We start from the raw sequence: 20,603 nt of genomic DNA on the forward strand, positions 1-20,603 counted from the left end.
AGATTGACCCGCAGGTCAAGCGGCGCCTAGGCTTGGGTGAACCGGACAGCAATAGCCCGGCATCGTGGACTGAATTTACGGGGATGGAGAGATGAAACACGCATCGTCGCTTTGCGGCGTGCTGCTGCTTGCTGCCGGATCGGCACAGGCTGGCGGCATTGACAGATCAGGGCAACCGATTGGAATCCTGTTTGAAAAAGGCAACTATGTCGAGCTGGGCTTCGGGGAAATCAACCCAAGCGTTTCGGGCACCGATCTTACACCTTATGCCACCGCTTCGGGTGCGGTTGCAGGGGATCACACGCTGCCGGGACTGGCGCTGAAATACCAGATCAACGAAAAGCTTTCGGCGGCAGTGATCTATGATCACGCCTATGGGGCGGATATTAATTATCCGGCTTTCAGCGGCTTCACCGGCACCGGGTCTTACATGCTGGGGGGCACCTTCGCGGAAGTGGAAAGCGAAGGGGTGACGGCGCTGTTGCGCTACAAGTTCAACGACAACATCTCGGTCCATGGCGGATTGCGCGCGACCAAGGCCTCGGGGCATGTCGGGCTGAGCGGGGTGGCCTATGGCCCGGCTTTCGATGCGACGGACCCGGCCACCTATAACTCGGTCAATGGCTATGAGGCCGAGCTGAAGGAAGACTGGGGCCATGGCTATGTGATCGGCGCGGCCTATGAAAAGCCGGAAATCGCACTGCGCGTGGCGCTGACCTATTTCTCCAAGGTGCGGCACAATTTTGATACGGTCGAAACCCTGCCGGGCGGCGCTGCCGCGTTGCTGGGGGTGACGACGCTGGACGCCAATACGCAGGTGGATACACCGCAGGCTGTGAACCTCGATTTCCAGACCGGGGTCGCCAAAGATACGCTGGTCTTCGGAACGATCCGCTGGGTGGACTGGAGCGATTTCAAGATCGCCCCCGATCAGTTCTTTGGCCCGAAGGTCGGCAGCCTGACCAATCTGGATGACACGACCAGCTATACCCTGGGCGTGGGGCGCAAGTTCAGCGACACCTGGTCCGGTTCGGTCTTTGCCACATGGGAGCCGGGCACCGGCAAGCTGGTGTCGCCGCTGGCGCCGACCAATGGCTACAAGGGGCTGGGTCTGGCAGCGGTCTATACCAAGGACAACATGAAGATCACCACCGGGGTGCGCTATCTGTGGCTGGGCGATTCCTTCCCTGAAACCGGCACGCCCGATGTGGCGCGGGCCGAGTTCAAGGGCAATACCGCGGTGGCCGTTGGGGTGAAGGTAGGCTTCACCTTCTGAACAAGCCGCACGACACGGGCCCCGCCGCGCGCGGGGCCTTTTTGCACAGCCGGTCTGCGCATTTTACGCGTGAACTTGCCGCAAAGCCGCGCTAACAGGGGCCAAACGGAACCGAGGGCCAATGCAATGATCTACCGGACGGCAGCCGACTGGCGGGCGGCCCCGCGCAAGCGGGTGCTGATGTTCGGCATGTCGGGGCTTGGCAAGACGCATCTCGCCTCGATGCTGCGGGGCGCGGGTGGGTGGTTTCACTACTCGGTCGATTACCGGATCGGCACGCGCTACATGGGCGAGTTTATTTCCGACAACTTCAAGCGTGAAGCGATGAAGGTGCCCTTCCTGCGGGAGTTGCTGCTCACGGATTCGGTTTACATCGCGTCGAACATCACCTTCGACAATCTGGCGCCGCTGTCGACCTATCTGGGCAAGCCGGGCGATCCGGGCTTGGGGGGCCTCAGCTTCGCGGAATACATGCGTCGGCAGGATCAGCACCGCGAGGCGGAGATTGCGGCCCTGCTGGATACCCCGCGCTTCATCGACCGCGCGGCGGATATCTACGGATACGACAATTTCATCTGCGACAGCGGCGGGTCGATCTGCGAGGTGGTGGACCCTGAAAACCCCGCCGATCCGGTGCTGCGCGCGCTGTCGGACAATCTGCTGCTGGTGTGGATCAAGGGATCGGATGCCCATACGGCAGAGCTGATCCGCCGCTTCGACCGCGCGCCGAAGCCGATGTATTACCAGCCACATTTCCTTGAGCGAATGTGGGGCACCTATCGAATGCAAACGGGCCAGCCGCCCGAGGCCGTGGACCCCGACGCCTTTGTGCGCTGGACCTATGCCCAGGCCCTTGCCCATCGCCAGCCGCGCTATGCCGCCATGGCAAACTGGGGTGTGACGGTCACTGCCGAACAGGTGGCGCAAGTGCGCGATCAGGGCAGCTTTAACGATCTGATCGCCCAGGCCATTGAAGCGAAGGCCGCGCACGCTTAATTCCCTCCGCTGAACGGAGACGACGATGCCGATTACCCTGCCCGAAACCCTGCCCGCTTTCGACGTGTTGAGCCGCGAGGGCGTCAGCGTGATGACCCCTGAACGCGCCAGCCGTCAGGACATCCGCCCGCTGCGCATCGCGCTGCTGAACCTGATGCCGAAGAAGATCCAGACCGAGAACCAGTTCGCCCGGCTGATCGGCGCCACGCCCCTGCAGATCGACCTGTCGCTGATCCGCATGAGCGAGCATCAGACCAAGAACACCGCCGCCGAACATATGGAAACCTTCTACCGCCCCTTCGCCGAGGTGGAGGACAGCGGCGAGAAGTTTGACGGGCTGATCATCACCGGCGCCCCGATCGAACATCTGCCGTTCGAGGAGGTGACCTATTGGGACGAATTGCGGCGGGTGTTCGACTGGACGCAAAGCCATGTGCAATCCACCTTCGGTGTGTGCTGGGGCGGGATGGCGATGATCTATCACTTCCACGGGGTGCAGAAGCATATTCTGGATCACAAAGCCTTCGGCTGCTTCCGCCACCGCAATCTGTGCCCGACCTCGCCCTATCTGCGCGGGTTCTCGGATGATTTCGTGATTCCGGTCAGCCGCTGGACCGAGATGAAACAGGCCGAGATCGACACGAAGCCGGGGCTGAAGACGCTGCTCGGGTCAGATGAGGTCGGCCCCTGTCTGGTGGAGGATGCGGGGCACCGGGCGCTGTATATCTTCAACCATTTCGAATACGACCGCGACACGCTGAAACAGGAATATGATCGCGACGTGGCCAATGGCACGCCGATCAATGTGCCGCTGAACTATTACCCCGATGACAATCCCGCGATGCCGCCGCTCAATCGCTGGAGAAGCCACGCGCATCTTCTATATGGCAACTGGATCAACGAAATGTACCAGTCCACGCCCTATGATCTGCAGGAAATTGGCCGCTAGCCTTCTCATCGGAGCCTTGGCCCTTGCGGGCGGTGCGGTGGTCGTGGACCGCCGTGCTGCCGCACGCGAGGCGGCGGCAGAGGCCGCCTACCCGCCCGAGGGGCAGTTTGTCACGGTGGACGGGTTGCGCCTTCATGCGGTGGTGGCGGGCAGCGGGCCGGATCTGGTGCTGATCCATGGCGCCAGCGGCAATGCCCGCGATTTCACCTTTGATCTGGTGGCGCGGCTGGCGCCGGATTACCGGGTGATCGCGCTGGATCGTCCGGGGTTGGGCTGGTCTGACGAGGCCAGGGCAAAGGGGCTCAGCCCGCTGGCGCAGGGCGATCTGTTGCGCCGCGCCGCAGCCCAACTGGGGGCAGACCGGCCGCTGGTGCTGGGGCATAGCTATGGCGGGGCGGTGGCGCTGGGATGGGCGCTGACTGCGCCCGAACCGCCGGCCGGGCTGGTGCTGGTGTCTGCCGCGTCGATGCCCTGGCCGGGCGGTTTGGGCGGCTGGTATGTGATCAACAGCAGCCGCATCGCCGCATCGCTGGTGCAGCCGCTGGTCGCGGCCTTCGTGCCCGAAACCCATGTGCGGACCACGGTCGAAAGCATCTTCGCCCCGGATGCCGTGCCGCAGGGCTATGCCGATCATGTCGGCGCGGGGCTGAGCCTGCGGCGCGACAGCCTGCGGGTGAACACCGCGCAGGTGAACGGGCTGCGGCCCTTTGTCGTCGATATGGCGGCGCGCTATGCCGGGCTGGCCCTGCCGGTGGAACTGGTGCATGGCGATGCCGATACCATCGTGCCGCTGGAGGTACATGCCCGGCGTCTGGCGCCGCTGATCCCCGGCGCGCGGCTGACGGTGATCCCCGGTGCAGGCCACATGCCGCAGCACAGCCACCCCGAAACGGTGATCGCCGCCATCCACCGCGCCGCCGCCCGCGCCGGATTGCGCTAGCCGCGCCAATCGCCATACTGGCGCCACAGCCAAGGAGACCCGCGATGGACCTGCCCTTCAACGGCGCAATCAGCCGCTATTTCGAGCAAGACGCCCCCAAAGCCATCCGCAAGGCCATCGAAAAGGGCGGCAAGGACGAGATCCTGTCGCAGGGCTATCCCTACCGCGAAGAGATGGACAAGAAGGAATATGAGGCGCAGATGGCCGCGCTGCAGATCCAGTTGGTCAAGCTGCAATCCGATGTGAAAAAGACCGGCAAGCGTATCGTTCTGGTGTTCGAGGGGCGCGATGCGGCGGGCAAGGGCGGCACCATCGGCGCGCTGACCCAGAACCTCAACCCGCGCGGCGCGCAGGTGGTGGCGCTGTCCAAACCCTCGGACCGTGAGGCGGGACAGTGGTATTTCCAGCGCTATATCGACTGGTTTCCGGCCTTGGGCGAAATGGTGATCTTCGACCGGAGCTGGTATAACCGCGGCGTGGTGGAACCCGTGTTCGGCTTTTGCACCGAAAACCAGAAAGACGCGTTCTTTCAACAGCTTCCGGCATTCGAGGAAATGATCGTGCAGGAAGGCATCACCTTCCTGAAATTCTGGCTGGATGTCAGCCGGGCCGAGCAGTTGCGCCGGATGCTGGCACGTGAGCGGGATCCGCTGAAACAGTGGAAACTGTCACCGATCGACGTGGAAGGCCTGGGCAAATGGGAGCCCTATTGCGACGCGATTGCCGAAACACTGACGCGCAGCCATTCGGACCATGCGCCCTGGACGGTGATCCGGTCGGATGACAAGAAACGCGCGCGGATCGCCGCAGTCCAGACGCTGCTGCATGCGGTGGATTATGCGGGCAAGGATCCGCGCGTGATCGGCGTGCCCGACAGCCTGATCTGCGGCGGGCCGGATCTGTGGTCTGACGGCGCGAATGACTAAACGCGGCTACCATCACGGCAATCTGCGGCAGGCGCTGGTCGAGGCGGCCTTGGGGCTGATCGCCGAAAAGGGGCCGAGCGGCTTTACCCTGTCGGAAGCGGCGAAGGTGGCGGATGTGACGCCCGCCGCCGTCTATCGCCATTTCGCCGGGCGCGAAGACCTGCTGGCCGAGGTGGCGCGGCAGGGCTACGAGATTTTCGCGGCGCTGATGGAATATGCCTTTGACGACGGCAAACCCTCGGCGCTGGCGGCGTTCGAGGCGACGGGGCGGGCCTATCTGGCCTTTGCGCGCAAATATCCCGGCCATTACATCGCCATGTTCGAAAGCGGGCTCAGCCCCGCCGCCTATCCCGATCTGGCACCCGTGGCGCAAAAGGCGCGCAGCGTGCTGGAACGCGCGGCGGACGGGCTGTCGCGCCACCTGCCCCCCACCCGCCGCCCGCCGGGCAGCATGGTGTCGGCGCATATCTGGGCGATGAGCCATGGGGTGGTGGAACTGTACATGCGTGGCGGCGCCAAAAGCCCGTTTCCGCCGGAAGACCTGCTGGAAACCGGGGTCGGCATCTACCTGCGCGGGCTGGGCCTGCTGCCTGCGGATCAGTAGAACCCGGCATCGGGGCCAAGGCGAAAGCCCTTGGCGCGTATACGGTCCAGCACAATCGGCAGGGCGCGGGGGTGATCTTCGATACAATTCTGCCGCAGGAACCAGGCGAGGAATTTCTCGTGCGGCCAGTCCTGCGCCATGGCGGCGGCAATCGCCTCGGGCAGCTTTGCGGGATCAGTCAGGGTGATGGCGTTTTGCGCGAAATCGGTCTGGCCCGCCAGCACCACCGGCTTGCGGTGCAAGAACGCTTCGAACCCCACGGCAGAGGTGACGGTCAGCACACAATCGCAGGCGGACAACAGATCGTGGATCGAGGCATCGGTGACCCAGACCCCCTGTTCGGGCGCATGGTGGCGGGCGATCCAGTCCAGCTCCACCGGGCTATTGTTCGGGTGAGGCTTGATACAAAGCGGGCGATTGCCGCGCGCCGCCACCGCAGTTTCGATCAATTCCGGCACGGTCAGATAGTGTTTGTGCCAGCGCGGCGTCAGGAAATCCTGCGCGAACAGGGCAAGGCAGCCTTGCGGAACGGGGGAAGACCCGCGAGCAAGCTGCTGGAATTTCGAGAAATTTTCGGCCACAAACTGTTCCGCAAGCCGGGCGTGGAAATTCTGCGCAAACTTCTCGGCCACCAGCCGGGCATCGAACCGGCGCAAGCGGTGGGAGGAGTTGTTGCGGGTGCCGATCTCGTCAAAATACCAGTAGCCGCGCAGATAGCCGGGCACCGCGTGAAAGGCATTGGGGGCATAGGCGGGCCGGTCTTCCAGAAACACGTGCAGATGGCCGCCCTGCGCCAGCGCCAGATCGGCGGTCTCGCGGCTATAGGGCACGATCTCTACCCCCCAGCCGCTGGTTTCAGCATGGGCCGCCAGCGCCGCCAACAGACGAAAGCCGCCACGCGCCAGCGTGACGGCCAGTTTTTCGCGCGCATGGAAGATCAGCGTCGGCGGGGCTGCTTCCAGCCAACCCCGCGTCAACCAATCCGCCGGGCGGACTTGCCGCATCAGCGGAACAGCACCAGCGCCCCCGGGCTCCACCCCACGCGGGTGCGGGTGCCGATGTCCAGCACCGGGCGACCAAAGACATTGCGCATCGACAGGCGCATCGGCTTTTCGGTGCCATCCAGCCGCACATCGTAATAGGTCATGTCGCCGTAATAGACGACCTCCTCAATAGTGGCGAGGGTTTCGCGGTCGGTGGCCACCTGCCCGTCGAACAGGATGGTGGCGGTTTCCGGGCGGAAGCCGATGCTGGTGCCCTCGGTCGTCTTGCTGCCCATCACCTGATCGGCGGCCAGCGTCAGCCGGCCAAACCCCTGCGCCTCCACCTCGACCACGCCGTTTTCCGACAGGATCTTGGCGGGCAGGAAGTTCATCGTGCCGATGAAATCGGCCACCTGACGGCTGTTGGGGCGGCGATACAGGGTTTCCGGGTCGGCGAGCTGGGCAATCTGGCCTTCGAACATCACGGCGATCCGGTCCGACATGACCAGCGCCTCTTCCTGATCGTGGGTCACCAGAATGAAGGTGATGCCGACCTGCCGTTGCAGCTTGATCAGCTCCATCTGCATCTGTTCGCGCATCTTCTTGTCCAGCGCGCTCAGCGGCTCGTCCAGCAGCAGCACCTTCGGCTTCAGGATCAGCGCGCGGGCCAGGGCCACGCGCTGCCGCTGCCCGCCCGACAGGGCGTGCGCGGCGCGGGCGCCGTAACCCTTGAGGCCGACCATCTCCAGCGCCTCGGCCACTGCCTTGGCCTTTTCAGACGCCGGGCGCGGATCGCGGCGCAGGCCGAAGCCCACGTTTTCCGCCACCGTCAGATGCGGGAAGATGGCGTAGCTTTGAAACACCATGTTGGTGGGGCGCTTGTTGGCGGGCACGCCGTCCATATGCTTGCCGTCGATCAGCACCGCCCCCGAGGAAATATCCTCGAACCCGGCGATGGTGCGCAGGAGCGTGGTCTTGCCGCAGCCCGAGGGGCCGAGCAGCGAGAAGAACTCTCCCGCCCGGATCGTGGCGGTGATGCCGCGCAAGGCGTGGTAATCGCCATAGTATTTCTGAACGTCACGGAATTCGATCATCGTGGGTTTTTCGGTGGTCACAGGAAGCCTCCGGTATCCTTGGCGCCGGTTTTCGCGATGCCGCGGCGGCGGAAATATTCAGCAATGGTCAGCAGCAGGATCGACAGGCAGACGAGGACGAACCCCAGTGCCATGATCGACGGCACCCGCTGCGGGAAGCGGAACTGCCCGAAGATATAGACGGACAGCACCGTCTGATTGCCCCCCAGGAAATAGGCCACGATGAATTCATCGAGCGAGATGGTGAAGGCAATCAGCAGCGACGAGATGATGCCGGGCATCACCAGCGGCAGGATGATCAGCCGGAAGGTGGAAGCCGGGGTTTCGCCCAGATCATAGGCCGCCTCTTCCAGCGAGCGATCCAGCGACTGGAAGGCCGAGGACAGGATCGCCACCGCATAGGGCGTACAGATCAGCACATGGCCGATGATGATGGTGAAGATCGACAGCTTCACCCCCATGCCGATCAGGATGACCAGCAGCGCCATGGACATGATCATTTCCGGCAGCACCAGCGGCAGCATGATCAGGCCCAGAATGCCGCCCTTGCCCGGAAACTTGTAACGGGTGGTGGCCCGGGCGCCGAAGATGCCCAGCAGGGTGGAGAACAGCGCCGAAGACACCGCGATGGTCAGCGAGTTCTTGAAGGCGATCCAGAGTTGCTGGTCGTTCCACATCTCGACAAACCAGCTTGTGGTGAACCCGCTGAGCGGGAAGGCAATCACCCGGCTGTCATTGAAGGCGAAGATCGGCAGCAGCGCGATCGGCGCGTAAAGGAAGATCAGATAGGCGATGGCATAGGTTTTGAGTGCGGGGCTTTTCTTCACTTGCTCTGCCCTTTCAGGAAGCGCTTGTTCAGCAGCAGGAACAGCACCGATACAGCCGCCACGATCACCATGGCCGTCACCGCGATGGCAGACCCCATCGCCTTGTCGTTCTGCTTGAGCATCTTCACCTCGATCATGTTGGCGATCATCGGGATCTTGCCGCCGCCGATCAGTTCGGGGGTCACATAGTCGCCGATGGTCGGGATGAACACGATCAGCACCGCGGCAATCACCCCCGGCATCGACAGCGGCAGGGTGACGCGCCAGAAGGTGAGGAACTTGCTTTCGCCCAGATCCTGCCCCGCCTCCAGCAGCGACCGGTCGATCTTTTCAAGGCTGACGAAGATCGGCAGGATGGCGAAGGGCGCATAGGCATGGGCCAGCGTGGCCACCATGGAGCCGACAGAATAGTTGATCACCGTCAGCGGCTCGTCGATGATGCCAAGGCTCATCAGGCCGGAATTGATCACGCCGTTATAGCCGAGGATCACTTTCCACATGAACACGCGGATCAGATACGAGGTCCAGAACGGGATGGTGATCAGGAACAGCCACAGCGCCTTGCGCTGTTGCGATACCCCGAAGCTGACGAAATAGGCCACGGGATAGGCCAGCAGCACGGTGATCAGCGTCACCGTCATCGACACGATCAAGGAACGCAGCATGATCGCCTGATAGATCTTGCCGGTCCAGACCTCGATATAGTTGTTGAAGGTGAACCCGGCAGAGGCGCCGGTCTTGCTGTCGATCATCAAGGAATAGACGACGACGGCGAAAAGTGGCGCTGCCAGCAGCAGCGTGGCGTAGAGTGCGGTCGGCGAGACCAGCATCAACCCCTTGGCGGCTTCCGTATCACGGAAGCGGCCTCGTGAATTGCCTTTGTCCATCATGCCCCCTGTTGGATGCCTTATTTTCTGGCGATAAACGGCTTGTTTTCCAAATTTCTGGCATAGGCCCCTGCACAAGGAAAGGGGACAAATCTGCCAGACCGGCCTTTCCGCAGGGGAATAAGCAGAACGAAACATGACAATTGCATGATTTCAAAGACGAAAAAAATTTGATCATTTTTTTCGTGCGCAGGGGCCGCAAGCCCCTCCCGAGGCACCCTGCCCGTTTCTTTGGCGTCGGAAAAATCGCCCGCGTGCCTAGACAGCCATATCCGAGGGCGGGCGGCGCAGCAGTCGGGCCAGTGTGGCCAGCGCCTGATCATAGCGCGGCAAGGGCACCGAACCGCCAACCGCGATGCGCAGCGCATGGGGCGCGCGACCATGGATCAGCGCATATTCGTCGGCCTGCCGCACCAGCACGCCCTCCGCCTCGGCGGTGCGCGCGAAGGTCGAGGCCCGCCAGCCGGTGGGCAGCGGCAGCCAGACGAAGGGCAGGCCCGGCTGCCAGCTCAGCTCGAACCCGCCAAGCGCATTGACCATCGCCTGCAACCGCTCCGAAAACGCCGCCTGCACCTTGCGCCGCAACATCTCGGCCGCACCGCTTTCCATCAGATCCAGCACCAGATCCGACACCGGACGCGCCAGCGCGAAGAAGCCGTGCTGCGCCGTCAGCCGCCCCGCCTCGCCCATCCCCGCCGGGCAGATGACATAACCAAAGCGCAGCGCCGCAGACAGGCTTTTGGACAGCGAGCCGACATACCATGTCCGCTCGGGCGCCAGCGCCCGCAGCGAGGGCAGGCTGCTTTCGGCGATGGAATAGCAATCATCCTCAACCACTTGCAGATCATAGCGGCGGGCGATGGCCATGATCTCGGCCCGGCGGGCGGCGGGCATCCGGCTGGCGGTGGGGTTCTGCGCCTCGGGTGTCAGCACAAGGATCTGCGCGCCGTGGCGCCGACAGGCCGCCTCCAGCGCCTCGGGGATCATGCCCTGCGCGTCGATCTCTACCCCCACCATCTCGGCCCGCGCCAGCCGCGCGGCATGACGGATGCCCGGATAGGCCAGATCTTCGGTCAGGATCACCGGGCGATCGCCGCGCAGGCAGCACAGGAACACCAGAAGCAGCGCATTCTGCCCGCCATGTGTCAGCGCGATATCCTCGGGGGTGACGGCGCCGAGCAGCCGGTCCGACAGCCAGTCGCAGATCGCCGCGCGCAACGGCGCCTCGTCGCGCTGGGTCGGATAGTCGATCCAGGCAGCATCCAGCCCCGCACTCATCCCGCGGCCCAGCCGATCCAGCGCCGCCGCGAAGGCCGCGCCCTGCCCCACATCCGGCAATTGCGGTGAGCGCAGATCGACCAGCCACGGCTCGGATTTCAGATCCCGTTCCTGAAACAGCGCCTGGGTCGGCCCCAGACGCGGCGCCCGTGCGGCGACGAAGGTGCCCCGCCCGACGGTCGCCGCCAGCAGCCCTTCCTGCGTGGACAATTGGTAAGCCCGGCTCACCGTGCCGGGCGTCACCTGCAACGTCCAGGCCAGATCGCGCACCGTGGGCAATTGCGTGCCCGGCGGCAATTCGCCCGCGCGGATCGCTTCGCGCAGCGCCCGCGTCAGGGCGAGGTATTTCGGACCGGGATACAGGCTCAGGTCAGGATGCCAAGTTGTAACAGTCACAATGTTCCTCTGGCGGCGGCACAATTCATATTGTATCACATCTATACGCAATTACGCGCATTGTATCAACACAAAAGGTGCTCCCATGGCCCGGTCACAGCTGACCGCCCCGTCGCTGATCCTCTCCAACGTGCAGCCTCTGCCGCCGGTTTCGCGTATCGTCATCGCGCTGGCCCAGACTGTCCTCACTTGGGATCTGCGCCGCCATGGCCGCCGCGCCCTGCGCAATCTCGATCCGCATCTGCTGCGCGATATCGGGCTGACCGAACAGGCCGCCGCCGTCGAGGCCGAAAAGCCCTTCTGGCAGGACTGACCTGCCCATCCTTCCCTGATTACCCCCAGACTGGGGCCGGGTTTCCGGCCCCTTTTTTCATGTCCGGCTGGCCACACGGCAAGGGGCAATGCCCAAAAGCAAAAGGCCCGCGCAGGGCGCGGGCCTCTCCATCGCCAAAGGCGAAATATCAGCGCTTCGAGAACTGGAACGAGCGGCGGGCTTTGGCCTTGCCGTATTTCTTGCGTTCCACGACGCGCGAGTCGCGGGTCAGGAAGCCAGCAGCCTTCAGCGCGCCCCGCAGGGTGGGCTCATAGATCTGCAGCGCTTTCGAAATGCCGTGCTTCACCGCACCGGCCTGACCCGACAGGCCACCACCGGCCACGGTCGCGAACACGTCGAACTGGCCTTCGACATTGGCAACCGTGAAGGGCTGGCGCAGGATCATCTGCAGCACCGGACGGGCGAAGTAGACGGCCATTTCCTTGCCGTTCACCACGACCTTGCCGGAACCCGGCTTGATCCAGACGCGGGCAACCGCGTCCTTCCGCTTGCCGGTCGCATAGGAGCGGCCGAGCGAATCGCGCTTGGGCTCACGCGGGGCCGCCACTGCGGCAGCAGCCGGAGCCGCAGCGCCCGAGACGGCCGATTTCAGATCGTCGAGGGATTTGATGTCAGCCATGATCAGGCGCTCCGGGTGTTTTTCGGGTTCAGAGCCTTCACGTCGAGGACGCTCGGCTGCTGGGCTTCATGCGGGTGCTCGGTGCCCGCATAGACGCGCAGGTTGGTCATCTGCTTGGCGCCCAGCGAGTTGCGGGTGATCATGCGCTCAACCGCCTTGACCACGACGCGCTCGGGGTGGTTGCCTTCCAGCACCTGACGCGCGGTGCGGAACTTGATGCCGCCCGGGTGGCCGGTGTGCCAGTAATAGCGCTTGTCGTTGCGCTTGTTGCCGGTCATCTGCACCTTGTCGGCATTGATGACGATCACGTTGTCACCCATGTCCATATGGGGCGTGAAGGTCGGCTTGTTCTTGCCGCGCAGGATATTGGCGACGATCGTGGCGAGGCGGCCCAGAACGACGCCTTCGGCGTCGATCAGGATCCACTTCTTCTCGATATCCGCCGGAGTAGCGGTGAAGGTTTTCATAGCGGAACCCATGGAAAGAGGGAGGCATCTGCCCCCGGTATCTCGGATGGCGGCTTTTCCGCCATTTCCCGCCACAGGTCAACCCGCCAACCCACAATAAAACACCACAAAACCAATGCCTTACAAATTAGGTATCAATATACCCCAAATCCGCCCCTTCATCTTGGCCCAAATATCCCCGCCGGAGGCAAAACGGAGCCAAGCGGCCGCAAGGCCGCGCAGGCGACCTCGAAGACCTGCCGCCTGCCAGGCGGCTCCGCCTGGTCAGCGGCTCAGCGCAGCACCGGCGGCTTGTCGGGGTTCATGCCGGGGGCCTGGGGCGCAGATGGCTCTTGCGCCACAGGTTCGGGTAGATCGAAGCGCAGCGCCACGCGCGCCATGGCCTGTGCGGCGATCTCGTCCGAGGCGAGGAATGCCACATCCATCTCGCCCGCCTCGACGCCGGAAAAGGTCAGCGCCTCGGCACTGGCCCGCGCCAGCGCCGCCTGCGCCCCTGCCACCGCGTCGATGAAGGCCAGCATATGGCCGCGCCGCCCACCCTCATAGGTCACCGCGGCCAGCAGCGCATGGGCCGCCAGCCCGCCAGCGCGGGCAAGTTTGGCATCCAGCCCGGCAATCAGCGCCTCGGGCAGACCTTTGGGCGGGTCGAACCGTTCGGGCAGCGCCTCGGCCTCTTCCGGCCCATGCGCCAGCGTTTCGGCCAGCCAGTCCACCGCAAAGGGCGGCAGCAGCATGGATGAGGGCGCCACGCCCAGATTGATGCCCAGCCCGATCCCCTGCCCGGCCAGCAATTGCGCCACCACCCGCCCCGGCAGCGCCGCATAGGGCGCGGGGATGCCGGTGAACTTGCCCAGCCGCGCCTCGTTGTCGAAGATCAGCACGACCGGCCCGTCTTCCAGATCGAAGACCCGCGGCTCCAGAGTCTCGCCCACCGCCTCGGTGGCCAGCAACAGCACCATCTCGCCATCGGCCAGCCGTTCATAGAAGCGCAGGCGCGGCGCGTCATCGCCATCGGCTGCGGCCACCATCGCCTCATAGGCGGCATCAAGCGGGGTCATCGGGGCACCTCCTTGCAGATTTCCCTTCGCCTAGGACGAAGCGCGCGCCACGGCAAGCCCCTTGCCCGCCGATGCCCCCCGCGACATATCTGCCGCATGGACAGCCTGCCCGACCGTATCCGCGCCTGCCGCCTGTGCGCCGGGCGTTTCGCCGCCACGGCCACGGCGCACGCGCCGCGCCCGGTTGTGTGGTTCGCGCCCGGGGCCAGCGTGCTGATTTCGGGGCAAGCGCCGGGCGCGCGGGTCCATGCCTCGGGCCAGCCCTTCACCGATCCATCGGGCGACCGGCTGCGCGACTGGCTGGGCATCGATGCCGCCACCTTTTACGACCGCTCGCGCATCGCCATCGTGCCTGCCGCCTTCTGCTTTCCCGGCTATGATGCCAAGGGCAGCGATCTGCCGCCGCCCGCACTCTGCCGCGCCACCTGGGGCGCGGAGGTGGATGCGGCGCTGCCGAATATCCGCCTGCGCGTCCTTGCGGGCAGCTATGCCCATCGCCGCCATCTTGGCCTGACCCAGCCCGTCGATGCGCTGGTGCGCGACTGGCGCCGCTTCGCGCCGGGCACGTTCGTGCTGCCCCACCCGTCCTGGCGCAACAGCGGCTGGCTGAAGCGCAACCCGTGGTTCGAGGCAGAGCTGCTGCCCGAATTGCGCGCCGCTCTGCAACAGGCGCTGGCCGCCAAGTGAAAGCGCCGTTGTGAGCGGCGCGGCGGAGCGATACGACAGAACAAACGACCCCCGGCGGAGCCCTGATGTATCGCGTATCTTCCTTCATCCCGCAATTCGCCTATGCTCTGCTGCTGGGCGCGGCGCTGGCGACGCTCTGGGTCAACCTTGCCCCGGCCACCTATTATGATGCGATGGAATGGCGGCTGGTGACCCTGCATCTGCCGGGCTGGCTGCTGGACAGCAATACCCGCGTGACGCTGATCTCGCTCACCTCGGATCTGCTGATGGCGCTGTTCTTCTTCCTGCTGGGCAAGGAGCTGTGGGAGGCGCATCGGTTCGAGCGTGGCGCGCTGCATGGCGCGCGGGCGGCGCTGCCGCTGCTGGCGACGCTGGGCGCGCTGGCGGGCGGGGTGGCGGTCTGGCTGCTGACCGCCGCGCTGATCGTGCGGGCCGAGGAGGCGGGCTTCGGCACCGGCTGGCCGGTGCCGCTGGGGGGCGATGTGGTGCTGTGCTATATCATCGGGCGGCGGGTGTTCGGCCCGGCCAGCCCGGCCTTGCATCTGCTGCTGCTGATCAGCATCGGCGCCAATCTGGCGGGGCTGCTGGCGCTGGGTCTGGCTTTCCCAGCGCAACCGCTGCGGCTGGTCTGGCTGATCCTACCGCTGGTGGCCAGCCTTGGCGTCTGGCTGCTGTGCGGCCGCCATGCCCGCGCCGGGCGCGAACGTGACCGCCAGCGCGCGCTGCATCTGTGGCCCTATCTGCTGGCTGGGGCGCTGAGCTGGATCGGCGTCGCCGCCTCGGGCTTGCCCGGCGCGCTGGGGCTGTTGCCGGTGATCCCGGCGATCCCCCATGCGGACCGGTCTTTTGGCCTGTTCGCGGAAGCCGAGGAACTGCTGCATGACCCGCTGAACCGCATCGCGCATCTGCTGGTGCGGCCGATCCTGCTGACGCTGTTCCTGTTCGGGCTGACGCGCGGCGGCGTCGATCTGGGAGCTTTTGCCCCCACCACGCTGGTCACGCTGGCGGCGTTCTGGATCGGCAAGCCGATGGGGCTGATCGCGGCCACGCTGCTGGCCACCCGCCGCCTGCGCCTGCCGCTGCCCGAAGGCGTTAGTCTGGCCGACATGGCGCGGATCGCGGGGCTGATGGGTATCGGCTTCACCGTGCCGCTGGTCGCGCTGGACAGTGCACTGCCCGGCGGCGCCATGGCCGAGGCGGCCCGGCTGGGCCTGCTGGTCAGCCTGCTGGCCACCGCGCTTGTGCTGCTGCGCCGCCCCCGCTGAGGCCCGCCCGCCACACGGCAGAGTGATTGCCAAGCGCCCGCCTGTGCTGACATAATGCTGCCTGAAAGGCGGCTTATCTCCCGTCTGGCAGACGCAGTGACCAAAAGTTAAGAAAGATACCTTATCCGGGACATAACCGGAACGGTGCGCGCCGCCCACAGGCGGCGAAGCGAGGCGTGGATGATCGAGTTCGAGAATGTCAGCAAGTCCTTCTGGACCGGCAAGCGGCGCAAGGTGATCCTGGACCGGGCCTCGTTCAAGGTCGAACTCGGCAATTCGCTGGGCATCCTCGCCCCCAATGGCACGGGCAAGACCACGATCATCAACATGATGGCCGGCCTTGAAAAACCGGACGAGGGGCGCATCATCCGCACGTCGCGCATCTCGTTTCCGCTGGGCTTCATGGGCGGCGTCAACAACAAGCACACCGCGACCGAAAACGCCCGTTACATCGCCCGACTCTATGGGCTGGACCCTGATTATGTCGAAAGCTTCTGCCGCTGGCTGTGCGGGCTGGACGAATATTTCGACATGCCGGTGGGCACCTACAGCGCCGGGATGCGCGCGCGCTTCACCTTCGCGCTGCTTCTGTCGCTGGAATTCGACATCTATCTGATCGACGAAGGGATGCCCGGCACCACGGATGTCGAATTCAACCGCAAGGCCGGGGCGATCCTGAAGGAACGGTTGCGCAACACCACGATCATCGTCGTCTCGCACCAACCCTCCACTCTGGAAAAATTCTGCCGCTCGGCCGCCGTGTTGAAGGATGGCCAACTTTACATGTTTGAAACCCTTGAGGAAGCGAAGCGCCTGTATGAATACCAAACTCACGGCTAAGCGCTTCCGCGTCCGCAAACCCGAAACCGTCGAACCGCTGCCGCCCCGCAAAGCCGCCCCGGCGGATCTGCCGGGGGAAATGCTGTTCGAACCGCGGGATGACGGGTTCGGCGCGCAGTCTTTCCTGCCCCCCGATCCGGCCGCACGGGTACAAGCTGGAAAGCCGGCCCCTGCCCCGACCGCCGCAGGCACCGATCTGGAGGCGATCAAGCGCGAAGGGTTGACCGGCCGCCAGTTGCGGCTGGCCCGGCGGCTGGCGCAAAAGCACAACCTGCCCGCCACATCCGATTTTGATGCGGTGCGGCTGCTGCGCAAGGCCGGGATCGACCCGTTCCAGCGCGCCAGCCTGCTGGAGCTGATCGGCGGTGGTGCAGGCGGCGGCGATGACGAGCCGCCGAACTCCGGCACGCGCGCGCTGGCGCCGGTCCCCGGCGACGGGGTGCGCCTGCCCCAGACGATCAAGCCAATTCAGGTCCCCTCCACTGAGGTGCGGGCCGAACAAAACCATGCCGCCGACATCATGCGCATCCAGCGCGATCTGGCAAAACGGCGGCGGCGCAAGGCCGCGCTGCTGGCGCTGCGGCTGTTCTTCTTCGTCGGCCTGCCGACGCTGCTGGCCGGGTTCTACTATTACTTCGTGGCAACTCCGCTTTATGCAGCCAAAACCGAATTTGTGATCCAGCAATCCTCCTCCGTCGCGTCGGGGGGGGCTGGTGGTCTGGGCGGTCTGCTGTCGGGTACGGGCTTTGCCACCTCGCAGGATTCGATCACCGTGCAGGGTTATCTGCAATCGCGCGACGCGATGCTGCGGCTGGACAAGGATCTGGGCTATCGCGCGCATTTCAGCGACCCGGCGGTGGACCCGGTACAACGCCTGTCACCCGATGCCACGCAGGAGGCCGCCTACAAATCCTATTCGCGCAATATCCATATCTCCTACGACCCGAGCGAGGGCCTGATCCGCATGGAAGTATTGGCTACCGATCCGGCCAAGGCGGTGGATTTCTCGCAGGCGCTGATCAGCTATGCCGAAGAACAGGTGGACGAGCTGACACTGCGGATGCGCGAAGACCAGATGAAGGGCGCGCGCGACACCTACGAGAATGCCGAACAGGAAATGCTCGACGCACAGCGCCGGGTGGTGGAGCTGCAAGAGAAATACAAGGTGCTGTCCTCCGAGGTCGAGGTGCAGTTGATCACCACGCAGATCACGCAGCTTGACACGCAACTGACCGCCGACCGCCTGTCGCTGCAGCAGATGCAAAGCAATGCCAACCCCAACCGCGCCCGGATGGACCCTCTGGTCCGCCGCATCGCCGCGATGGAGGCCGAAGTGGCAAGCCTGCGATCCAAGCTGACAGAAACCACCGGCGGTGGCGAAAGTCTGGCGGTGGTGCAGGGCGAATTGCTGGTGGCGCAGGCCGATGTGCAGACCCGGCAATTGCTGCTGGCACAAAGCCTGCAGGCGATGGAAGCCGCGCGGGTCGAGGCCAACCGGCAGGTGCGCTATCTCTCCGTCTCGGTCAGCCCGGTGCCGCCCGACGAAGCCGCCTATCCGCGCGCCTTTGAGAATACCATGGTCGCCCTGCTGATCTTCGGCGGGATCTATCTGATGATTTCGATGACCGTGGCGATCCTGCGCGAACAGGCGACGGCCTGACAGACCGCCCGAAAGGGCAGCCTTCGCATTTTCGGCAGATCCGGGGGCAACCCGGTGAGGGGGATCAGAGGCGCCGGCCTGTGGTCAGCCCCGCCACCCGCGCAACGATGGTTACGGCGTCGATGCCGAAGTGGCGGTACAGATCGGCGATGGTGCCGGTCTGGCCGAAATGCTCCACCCCCAGCGGAATCGTCGGATGCCCCACCACCCCGCCCAGCCAGGACAGCGTGGCCGGGTGTCCGTCGATCACCGTCACGATCCGGCAATGCGGCGGCAGATCGGCCAGCAACCGTTCGACATGCGAAACCGCCTGCGCATTGCCGCGCGAGCGGGCGCGCTGTGCCGCCGTCCAGCCCGCATTCAGTCGGTCGGCCGAAGTGACGGCCAGAACGCCCACATCGCGGCGCGCCTCGGCCAGTTGCCCGGCCGCCTTGATCGCCTCGGGCGCCACGGCCCCCTGATAGGCGATCACCACCTCGCAATTCGGGCCGGGCGGGCGCAGCCAATAGGCCCCATCGACCGCACCTTGGCGAAAGGCATCGTCATGGCGCTTGCCCGGCTGTTCGATCGGGTTGGTGGTCAGCCGCAGATAGACCGAGCCGCCGGTTTCATCGCGCAGCCAGGTGCGTTCGTCCGGGTCGCCCGCGCCGTCGCGTTGTAGATAGTCGAAGGCCCATTCCATGATGACAGCCAGTTCGTCGGCAAAAGCAGGCTCGAAAGCGGCCAGCCCGTCCTGTGCCATGCCGATCAGCGGCGTGCCGATGGATTGATGCGCCCCACCTTCCGGCGCCAGAGTCACGCCCGACGGCGTGCCCACGATAATGAACCGCGCATCCTGATAGCAGGCATAGTTCAGCGCATCGAGGCCGCGGCACACGAACGGGTCATAGACCGTGCCGATCGGGATCAGCCGCTTGCCGAACAGGCTGTGCGACAGGCCCGCCGCCGCCAGCAAGAGGAACAGGTTCATCTCGGCGATGCCCAGTTCGATATGCTGGCCTTCGGGCGTGAATTCCCATTTCGCGGTCGAGGGGATGCGGTGTTCGATGAACACATCCGCCTGTGCCGCACGGGCAAACAGCTTGCGGCGGTTGACCCATGGGCCAAGATTGGTGGTGCCCGTCACATCGGGCGAGGTGGTGACGATACGCGCGGCCAGATCGCTGTCGCCCTTCGACAGATCGTCGAGGATCTTGCCGAACGCCATCTGGGTGGAAATCTCGCGCTCGGCGGACAGGCTGATCGCGGGCACCGCCAGCCGGGCATCGCCAAAGCGGCGCGGGCCTTTGGCGAAGAACGGCACCTGCGCCAGAAAGGCCTGCAGTGCAGCAGGGTCTTGCACCGTGGCCATCGGCTCCCATTCCTGGCCTGCGGGCACGCCCATATGCGCCTGCCAGGCCGCCATCTGGGATTTGTTCATCAGCCCGCCGTGATTGTCCTTGTGGCCAGCAATCGGCGTGCCCCAGCCCTTGATCGTATAGGCCAGAAAACAGGTCGGGCGGTCATGGTCGATGGCGGCAAAGGTTTCGGCCATGGTGGCCACGCAATTGCCGCCAAGGTTTTCCATCAGCGCCGCCAGCGCCTCGTCGTCGCGCCGGTCGATCAGCGCGGTCACATCGCCCTGATCGCCCAGATCATCCAGCAACCGCTTGCGCCAGACCGCACCGCCCATGAAGGTCAGCGCCGCATATTCGGCGTTCGGGCAGGCGTCGATCCAGTCGCGCAGCTTGTCGCCGCCCGGTTCGGCAAAGGCCGCCCGTTGCAGGGCGCCGTATTTCACCCGCACCACATCCCAGCCGAAGGCCGCAAAGATCTGCTCGACCCGAGCGAACAGCCCTTCGCGCACGATCCCGTCCAGCGACTGGCGGTTATAGTCGATCACCCACCAGGTGTTGCGCAGGTCGTTCTTCCAGCCCTCTTGCAGTGCCTCGTAGATATTGCCCTCGTCCAGTTCGGCATCGCCCACCAGCGCGACCATGCGGCCCAGCGGGCCACCCTGCCCCCAGCTTTTGGCACGGATGTAATCCTGGATCAGCGACGCGAAAGAGGTGATCGCCACGCCCAAGCCCACCGAGCCGGTCGAGAAATCCACATCGTCGATGTCCTTGGTGCGGCTGGGATAGCTTTGCACCCCGCCAAGCCCTCGAAAATTCTCCATCTTCTCGCGGGTCTGATGGCCCATCAGATACTGGATCGCATGAAAGACCGGGCTGGCATGGGGTTTCACCGCCACCCGGTCTTCGGGCCGCAGCGCCGAGAAATACAGCGCCGTCAGGATCGACACCATCGAGGCGGAGCTGGCCTGATGCCCGCCCACCTTGATGCCATCGGCCTTGGGGCGGATGTGGTTGGCGTGATGGATCATCCAGTGAGACAGCCACAAAAGCCGCTGTTCAATGATTTTCAGGGTTTGGGTATCGTCGCGCATCAGGGTCTCCTCCTCAGCACAGAATAGATCGCAATCCCTGCCGAAAGTCGCTAAAGTCACCCCGGTTGCACAGATAATGCGCCAGATTC

General features: G+C 64.7%; 20 protein-coding genes. 11 read left to right on the forward strand and 9 right to left on the reverse strand.

Features of this window, described 5'->3' with window-relative positions:
• The first annotated feature begins 91 nt into the window (after positions 1-91).
• The 6 genes from BMX43_RS10485 to BMX43_RS10510 all read left to right on the forward strand — a co-directional run bounded on the left by BMX43_RS10485 (position 92) and on the right by BMX43_RS10510 (position 5,691).
• Positions 92-1,276: an OmpP1/FadL family transporter gene (locus BMX43_RS10485; RefSeq protein WP_091301093.1), complete on the forward strand. Its 1,185-nt coding sequence runs from the start codon at positions 92-94 to the stop codon at positions 1,274-1,276.
• A 126-nt stretch (positions 1,277-1,402) separates the two neighbouring features.
• Positions 1,403-2,272, forward strand: a complete 870-nt coding sequence (locus BMX43_RS10490) for an ATPase (RefSeq protein WP_091301095.1) — start codon at positions 1,403-1,405, stop codon at positions 2,270-2,272.
• Positions 2,273-2,297: 25 nt separating this feature from the next.
• Positions 2,298-3,221 carry a homoserine O-acetyltransferase MetA gene (gene metA, locus BMX43_RS10495; RefSeq protein ID WP_091301097.1) on the forward strand — a complete coding sequence of 308 codons (924 nt, stop codon included), beginning with the start codon at positions 2,298-2,300 and terminating at the stop codon, positions 3,219-3,221.
• On the forward strand, positions 3,196-4,161 hold the full coding sequence (locus tag BMX43_RS10500) for an alpha/beta fold hydrolase (protein WP_091301099.1): 966 nt from the start codon (positions 3,196-3,198) through the stop codon (positions 4,159-4,161). The genes metA and BMX43_RS10500 overlap by 26 nt, the downstream gene beginning before the upstream one ends.
• A gap of 44 nt (positions 4,162-4,205) precedes the next feature.
• Complete coding sequence (gene ppk2, locus BMX43_RS10505) at positions 4,206-5,087, forward strand: polyphosphate kinase 2 (protein ID WP_091301101.1); 882 nt, start codon at positions 4,206-4,208, stop codon at positions 5,085-5,087.
• Complete coding sequence (locus tag BMX43_RS10510; protein ID WP_091301103.1) at positions 5,080-5,691, forward strand: TetR/AcrR family transcriptional regulator; 612 nt, start codon at positions 5,080-5,082, stop codon at positions 5,689-5,691. Before ppk2 ends, BMX43_RS10510 begins: the two co-directional genes overlap by 8 nt.
• On the opposite strand, the gene BMX43_RS10515 is transcribed toward BMX43_RS10510, so the two are convergent.
• The 5 genes from BMX43_RS10515 to BMX43_RS10535 form a co-directional block, all read right to left on the reverse strand.
• Positions 5,685-6,695, reverse strand: coding sequence for a capsular polysaccharide export protein, LipB/KpsS family (locus BMX43_RS10515; protein WP_091301104.1), 1,011 nt, complete (start codon positions 6,693-6,695; stop codon positions 5,685-5,687). The two genes, BMX43_RS10510 and BMX43_RS10515, sit on opposite strands and share 7 nt — an antisense overlap.
• On the reverse strand, positions 6,695-7,768 hold the full coding sequence (locus tag BMX43_RS10520) for an ABC transporter ATP-binding protein (protein ID WP_091301458.1): 1,074 nt from the start codon (positions 7,766-7,768) through the stop codon (positions 6,695-6,697). The genes BMX43_RS10515 and BMX43_RS10520 overlap by 1 nt, the downstream gene beginning before the upstream one ends.
• A 17-nt stretch (positions 7,769-7,785) precedes the next feature.
• Entirely contained in the window at positions 7,786-8,595 is an 810-nt protein-coding gene (locus tag BMX43_RS10525) for an ABC transporter permease (protein WP_091301106.1), read from the reverse strand.
• On the reverse strand, positions 8,592-9,482 hold the full coding sequence (locus BMX43_RS10530) for an ABC transporter permease (RefSeq protein WP_091301459.1): 891 nt from the start codon (positions 9,480-9,482) through the stop codon (positions 8,592-8,594). The genes BMX43_RS10525 and BMX43_RS10530 overlap by 4 nt, the downstream gene beginning before the upstream one ends.
• Before the next feature lie 258 nt (positions 9,483-9,740).
• Complete coding sequence (locus BMX43_RS10535) at positions 9,741-11,156, reverse strand: aminotransferase-like domain-containing protein (protein ID WP_091301108.1); 1,416 nt, start codon at positions 11,154-11,156, stop codon at positions 9,741-9,743.
• An 85-nt stretch (positions 11,157-11,241) separates the two neighbouring features.
• Here BMX43_RS10535 and BMX43_RS10540 point away from each other — a divergent pair, with 85 nt between their 5' ends.
• On the forward strand, positions 11,242-11,469 hold the full coding sequence (locus BMX43_RS10540; RefSeq protein ID WP_091301110.1) for a DUF1127 domain-containing protein: 228 nt from the start codon (positions 11,242-11,244) through the stop codon (positions 11,467-11,469).
• Positions 11,470-11,617: 148 nt separating this feature from the next.
• Here BMX43_RS10540 and rpsI read toward each other — a convergent pair whose 3' ends face one another.
• From rpsI to BMX43_RS10555, 3 genes are all read right to left on the reverse strand, one after another.
• Positions 11,618-12,109 (reverse strand): 30S ribosomal protein S9, encoded by a 492-nt coding sequence (rpsI, locus tag BMX43_RS10545; protein WP_091301112.1) that lies wholly within the window; start codon positions 12,107-12,109, stop codon positions 11,618-11,620.
• Positions 12,110-12,111: 2 nt separating this feature from the next.
• Positions 12,112-12,576 carry a 50S ribosomal protein L13 gene (gene rplM, locus BMX43_RS10550; protein ID WP_091301114.1) on the reverse strand — a complete coding sequence of 155 codons (465 nt, stop codon included), beginning with the start codon at positions 12,574-12,576 and terminating at the stop codon, positions 12,112-12,114.
• Positions 12,577-12,848: 272 nt separating this feature from the next.
• Complete coding sequence (locus BMX43_RS10555) at positions 12,849-13,634, reverse strand: hypothetical protein (RefSeq protein ID WP_091301116.1); 786 nt, start codon at positions 13,632-13,634, stop codon at positions 12,849-12,851.
• Between the two features lie 96 nt (positions 13,635-13,730).
• Between BMX43_RS10555 and BMX43_RS10560 the strand changes: the two genes are divergently transcribed.
• From BMX43_RS10560 to BMX43_RS10575, 4 genes are all read left to right on the forward strand, one after another.
• Positions 13,731-14,321 (forward strand): uracil-DNA glycosylase family protein, encoded by a 591-nt coding sequence (locus BMX43_RS10560; protein ID WP_091301118.1) that lies wholly within the window; start codon positions 13,731-13,733, stop codon positions 14,319-14,321.
• Between the two features lie 65 nt (positions 14,322-14,386).
• Complete coding sequence (locus BMX43_RS10565) at positions 14,387-15,586, forward strand: Na+/H+ antiporter NhaA (protein ID WP_091301121.1); 1,200 nt, start codon at positions 14,387-14,389, stop codon at positions 15,584-15,586.
• A gap of 180 nt (positions 15,587-15,766) precedes the next feature.
• On the forward strand, positions 15,767-16,426 hold the full coding sequence (locus BMX43_RS10570) for an ABC transporter ATP-binding protein (RefSeq protein WP_091301123.1): 660 nt from the start codon (positions 15,767-15,769) through the stop codon (positions 16,424-16,426).
• Complete coding sequence (locus BMX43_RS10575) at positions 16,404-18,086, forward strand: KpsE/RkpR family capsule polysaccharide export protein (protein ID WP_091301125.1); 1,683 nt, start codon at positions 16,404-16,406, stop codon at positions 18,084-18,086. Before BMX43_RS10570 ends, BMX43_RS10575 begins: the two co-directional genes overlap by 23 nt.
• Positions 18,087-18,150: 64 nt before the next feature.
• Here the strand turns inward: BMX43_RS10575 and BMX43_RS10580 are convergent, their stop codons facing one another.
• Positions 18,151-20,514: a transketolase-like TK C-terminal-containing protein gene (locus tag BMX43_RS10580; RefSeq protein ID WP_091301127.1), complete on the reverse strand. Its 2,364-nt coding sequence runs from the start codon at positions 20,512-20,514 to the stop codon at positions 18,151-18,153.
• Between the last annotated feature and the right edge of the window lie 89 nt (positions 20,515-20,603).

Origin of the sequence: Gemmobacter aquatilis (genome assembly GCF_900110025.1) — a bacterium.
Taxonomy (GTDB): Bacteria; Pseudomonadota; Alphaproteobacteria; order Rhodobacterales; family Rhodobacteraceae; genus Gemmobacter; species Gemmobacter aquatilis.

What these genes read in the sequence shown, in the direction of transcription:
- BMX43_RS10485 (WP_091301093.1), top strand. Translation starts at nt 92, where the DNA reads ATGAAACACGCATCGTCGCTTTGCGGCGTGCTGCTGCTTGCTGCCGGA.
- BMX43_RS10490 (WP_091301095.1), top strand. Translation starts at nt 1,403, where the DNA reads ATGATCTACCGGACGGCAGCCGACTGGCGGGCGGCCCCGCGCAAGCGG.
- metA (WP_091301097.1), top strand. Translation starts at nt 2,298, where the DNA reads ATGCCGATTACCCTGCCCGAAACCCTGCCCGCTTTCGACGTGTTGAGC.
- BMX43_RS10500 (WP_091301099.1), top strand. Translation starts at nt 3,196, where the DNA reads ATGATCTGCAGGAAATTGGCCGCTAGCCTTCTCATCGGAGCCTTGGCC.
- ppk2 (WP_091301101.1), top strand. Translation starts at nt 4,206, where the DNA reads ATGGACCTGCCCTTCAACGGCGCAATCAGCCGCTATTTCGAGCAAGAC.
- BMX43_RS10510 (WP_091301103.1), top strand. Translation starts at nt 5,080, where the DNA reads ATGACTAAACGCGGCTACCATCACGGCAATCTGCGGCAGGCGCTGGTC.
- BMX43_RS10515 (WP_091301104.1), bottom strand. Translation starts at nt 6,695, where the DNA reads ATGCGGCAAGTCCGCCCGGCGGATTGGTTGACGCGGGGTTGGCTGGAA.
- BMX43_RS10520 (WP_091301458.1), bottom strand. Translation starts at nt 7,768, where the DNA reads ATGATCGAATTCCGTGACGTTCAGAAATACTATGGCGATTACCACGCC.
- BMX43_RS10530 (WP_091301459.1), bottom strand. Translation starts at nt 9,482, where the DNA reads ATGGACAAAGGCAATTCACGAGGCCGCTTCCGTGATACGGAAGCCGCC.
- BMX43_RS10540 (WP_091301110.1), top strand. Translation starts at nt 11,242, where the DNA reads ATGGCCCGGTCACAGCTGACCGCCCCGTCGCTGATCCTCTCCAACGTG.
- rpsI (WP_091301112.1), bottom strand. Translation starts at nt 12,109, where the DNA reads ATGGCTGACATCAAATCCCTCGACGATCTGAAATCGGCCGTCTCGGGC.
- rplM (WP_091301114.1), bottom strand. Translation starts at nt 12,576, where the DNA reads ATGAAAACCTTCACCGCTACTCCGGCGGATATCGAGAAGAAGTGGATC.
- BMX43_RS10555 (WP_091301116.1), bottom strand. Translation starts at nt 13,634, where the DNA reads ATGACCCCGCTTGATGCCGCCTATGAGGCGATGGTGGCCGCAGCCGAT.
- BMX43_RS10560 (WP_091301118.1), top strand. Translation starts at nt 13,731, where the DNA reads ATGGACAGCCTGCCCGACCGTATCCGCGCCTGCCGCCTGTGCGCCGGG.
- BMX43_RS10565 (WP_091301121.1), top strand. Translation starts at nt 14,387, where the DNA reads ATGTATCGCGTATCTTCCTTCATCCCGCAATTCGCCTATGCTCTGCTG.
- BMX43_RS10570 (WP_091301123.1), top strand. Translation starts at nt 15,767, where the DNA reads ATGATCGAGTTCGAGAATGTCAGCAAGTCCTTCTGGACCGGCAAGCGG.
- BMX43_RS10575 (WP_091301125.1), top strand. Translation starts at nt 16,404, where the DNA reads ATGAATACCAAACTCACGGCTAAGCGCTTCCGCGTCCGCAAACCCGAA.
- BMX43_RS10580 (WP_091301127.1), bottom strand. Translation starts at nt 20,514, where the DNA reads ATGCGCGACGATACCCAAACCCTGAAAATCATTGAACAGCGGCTTTTG.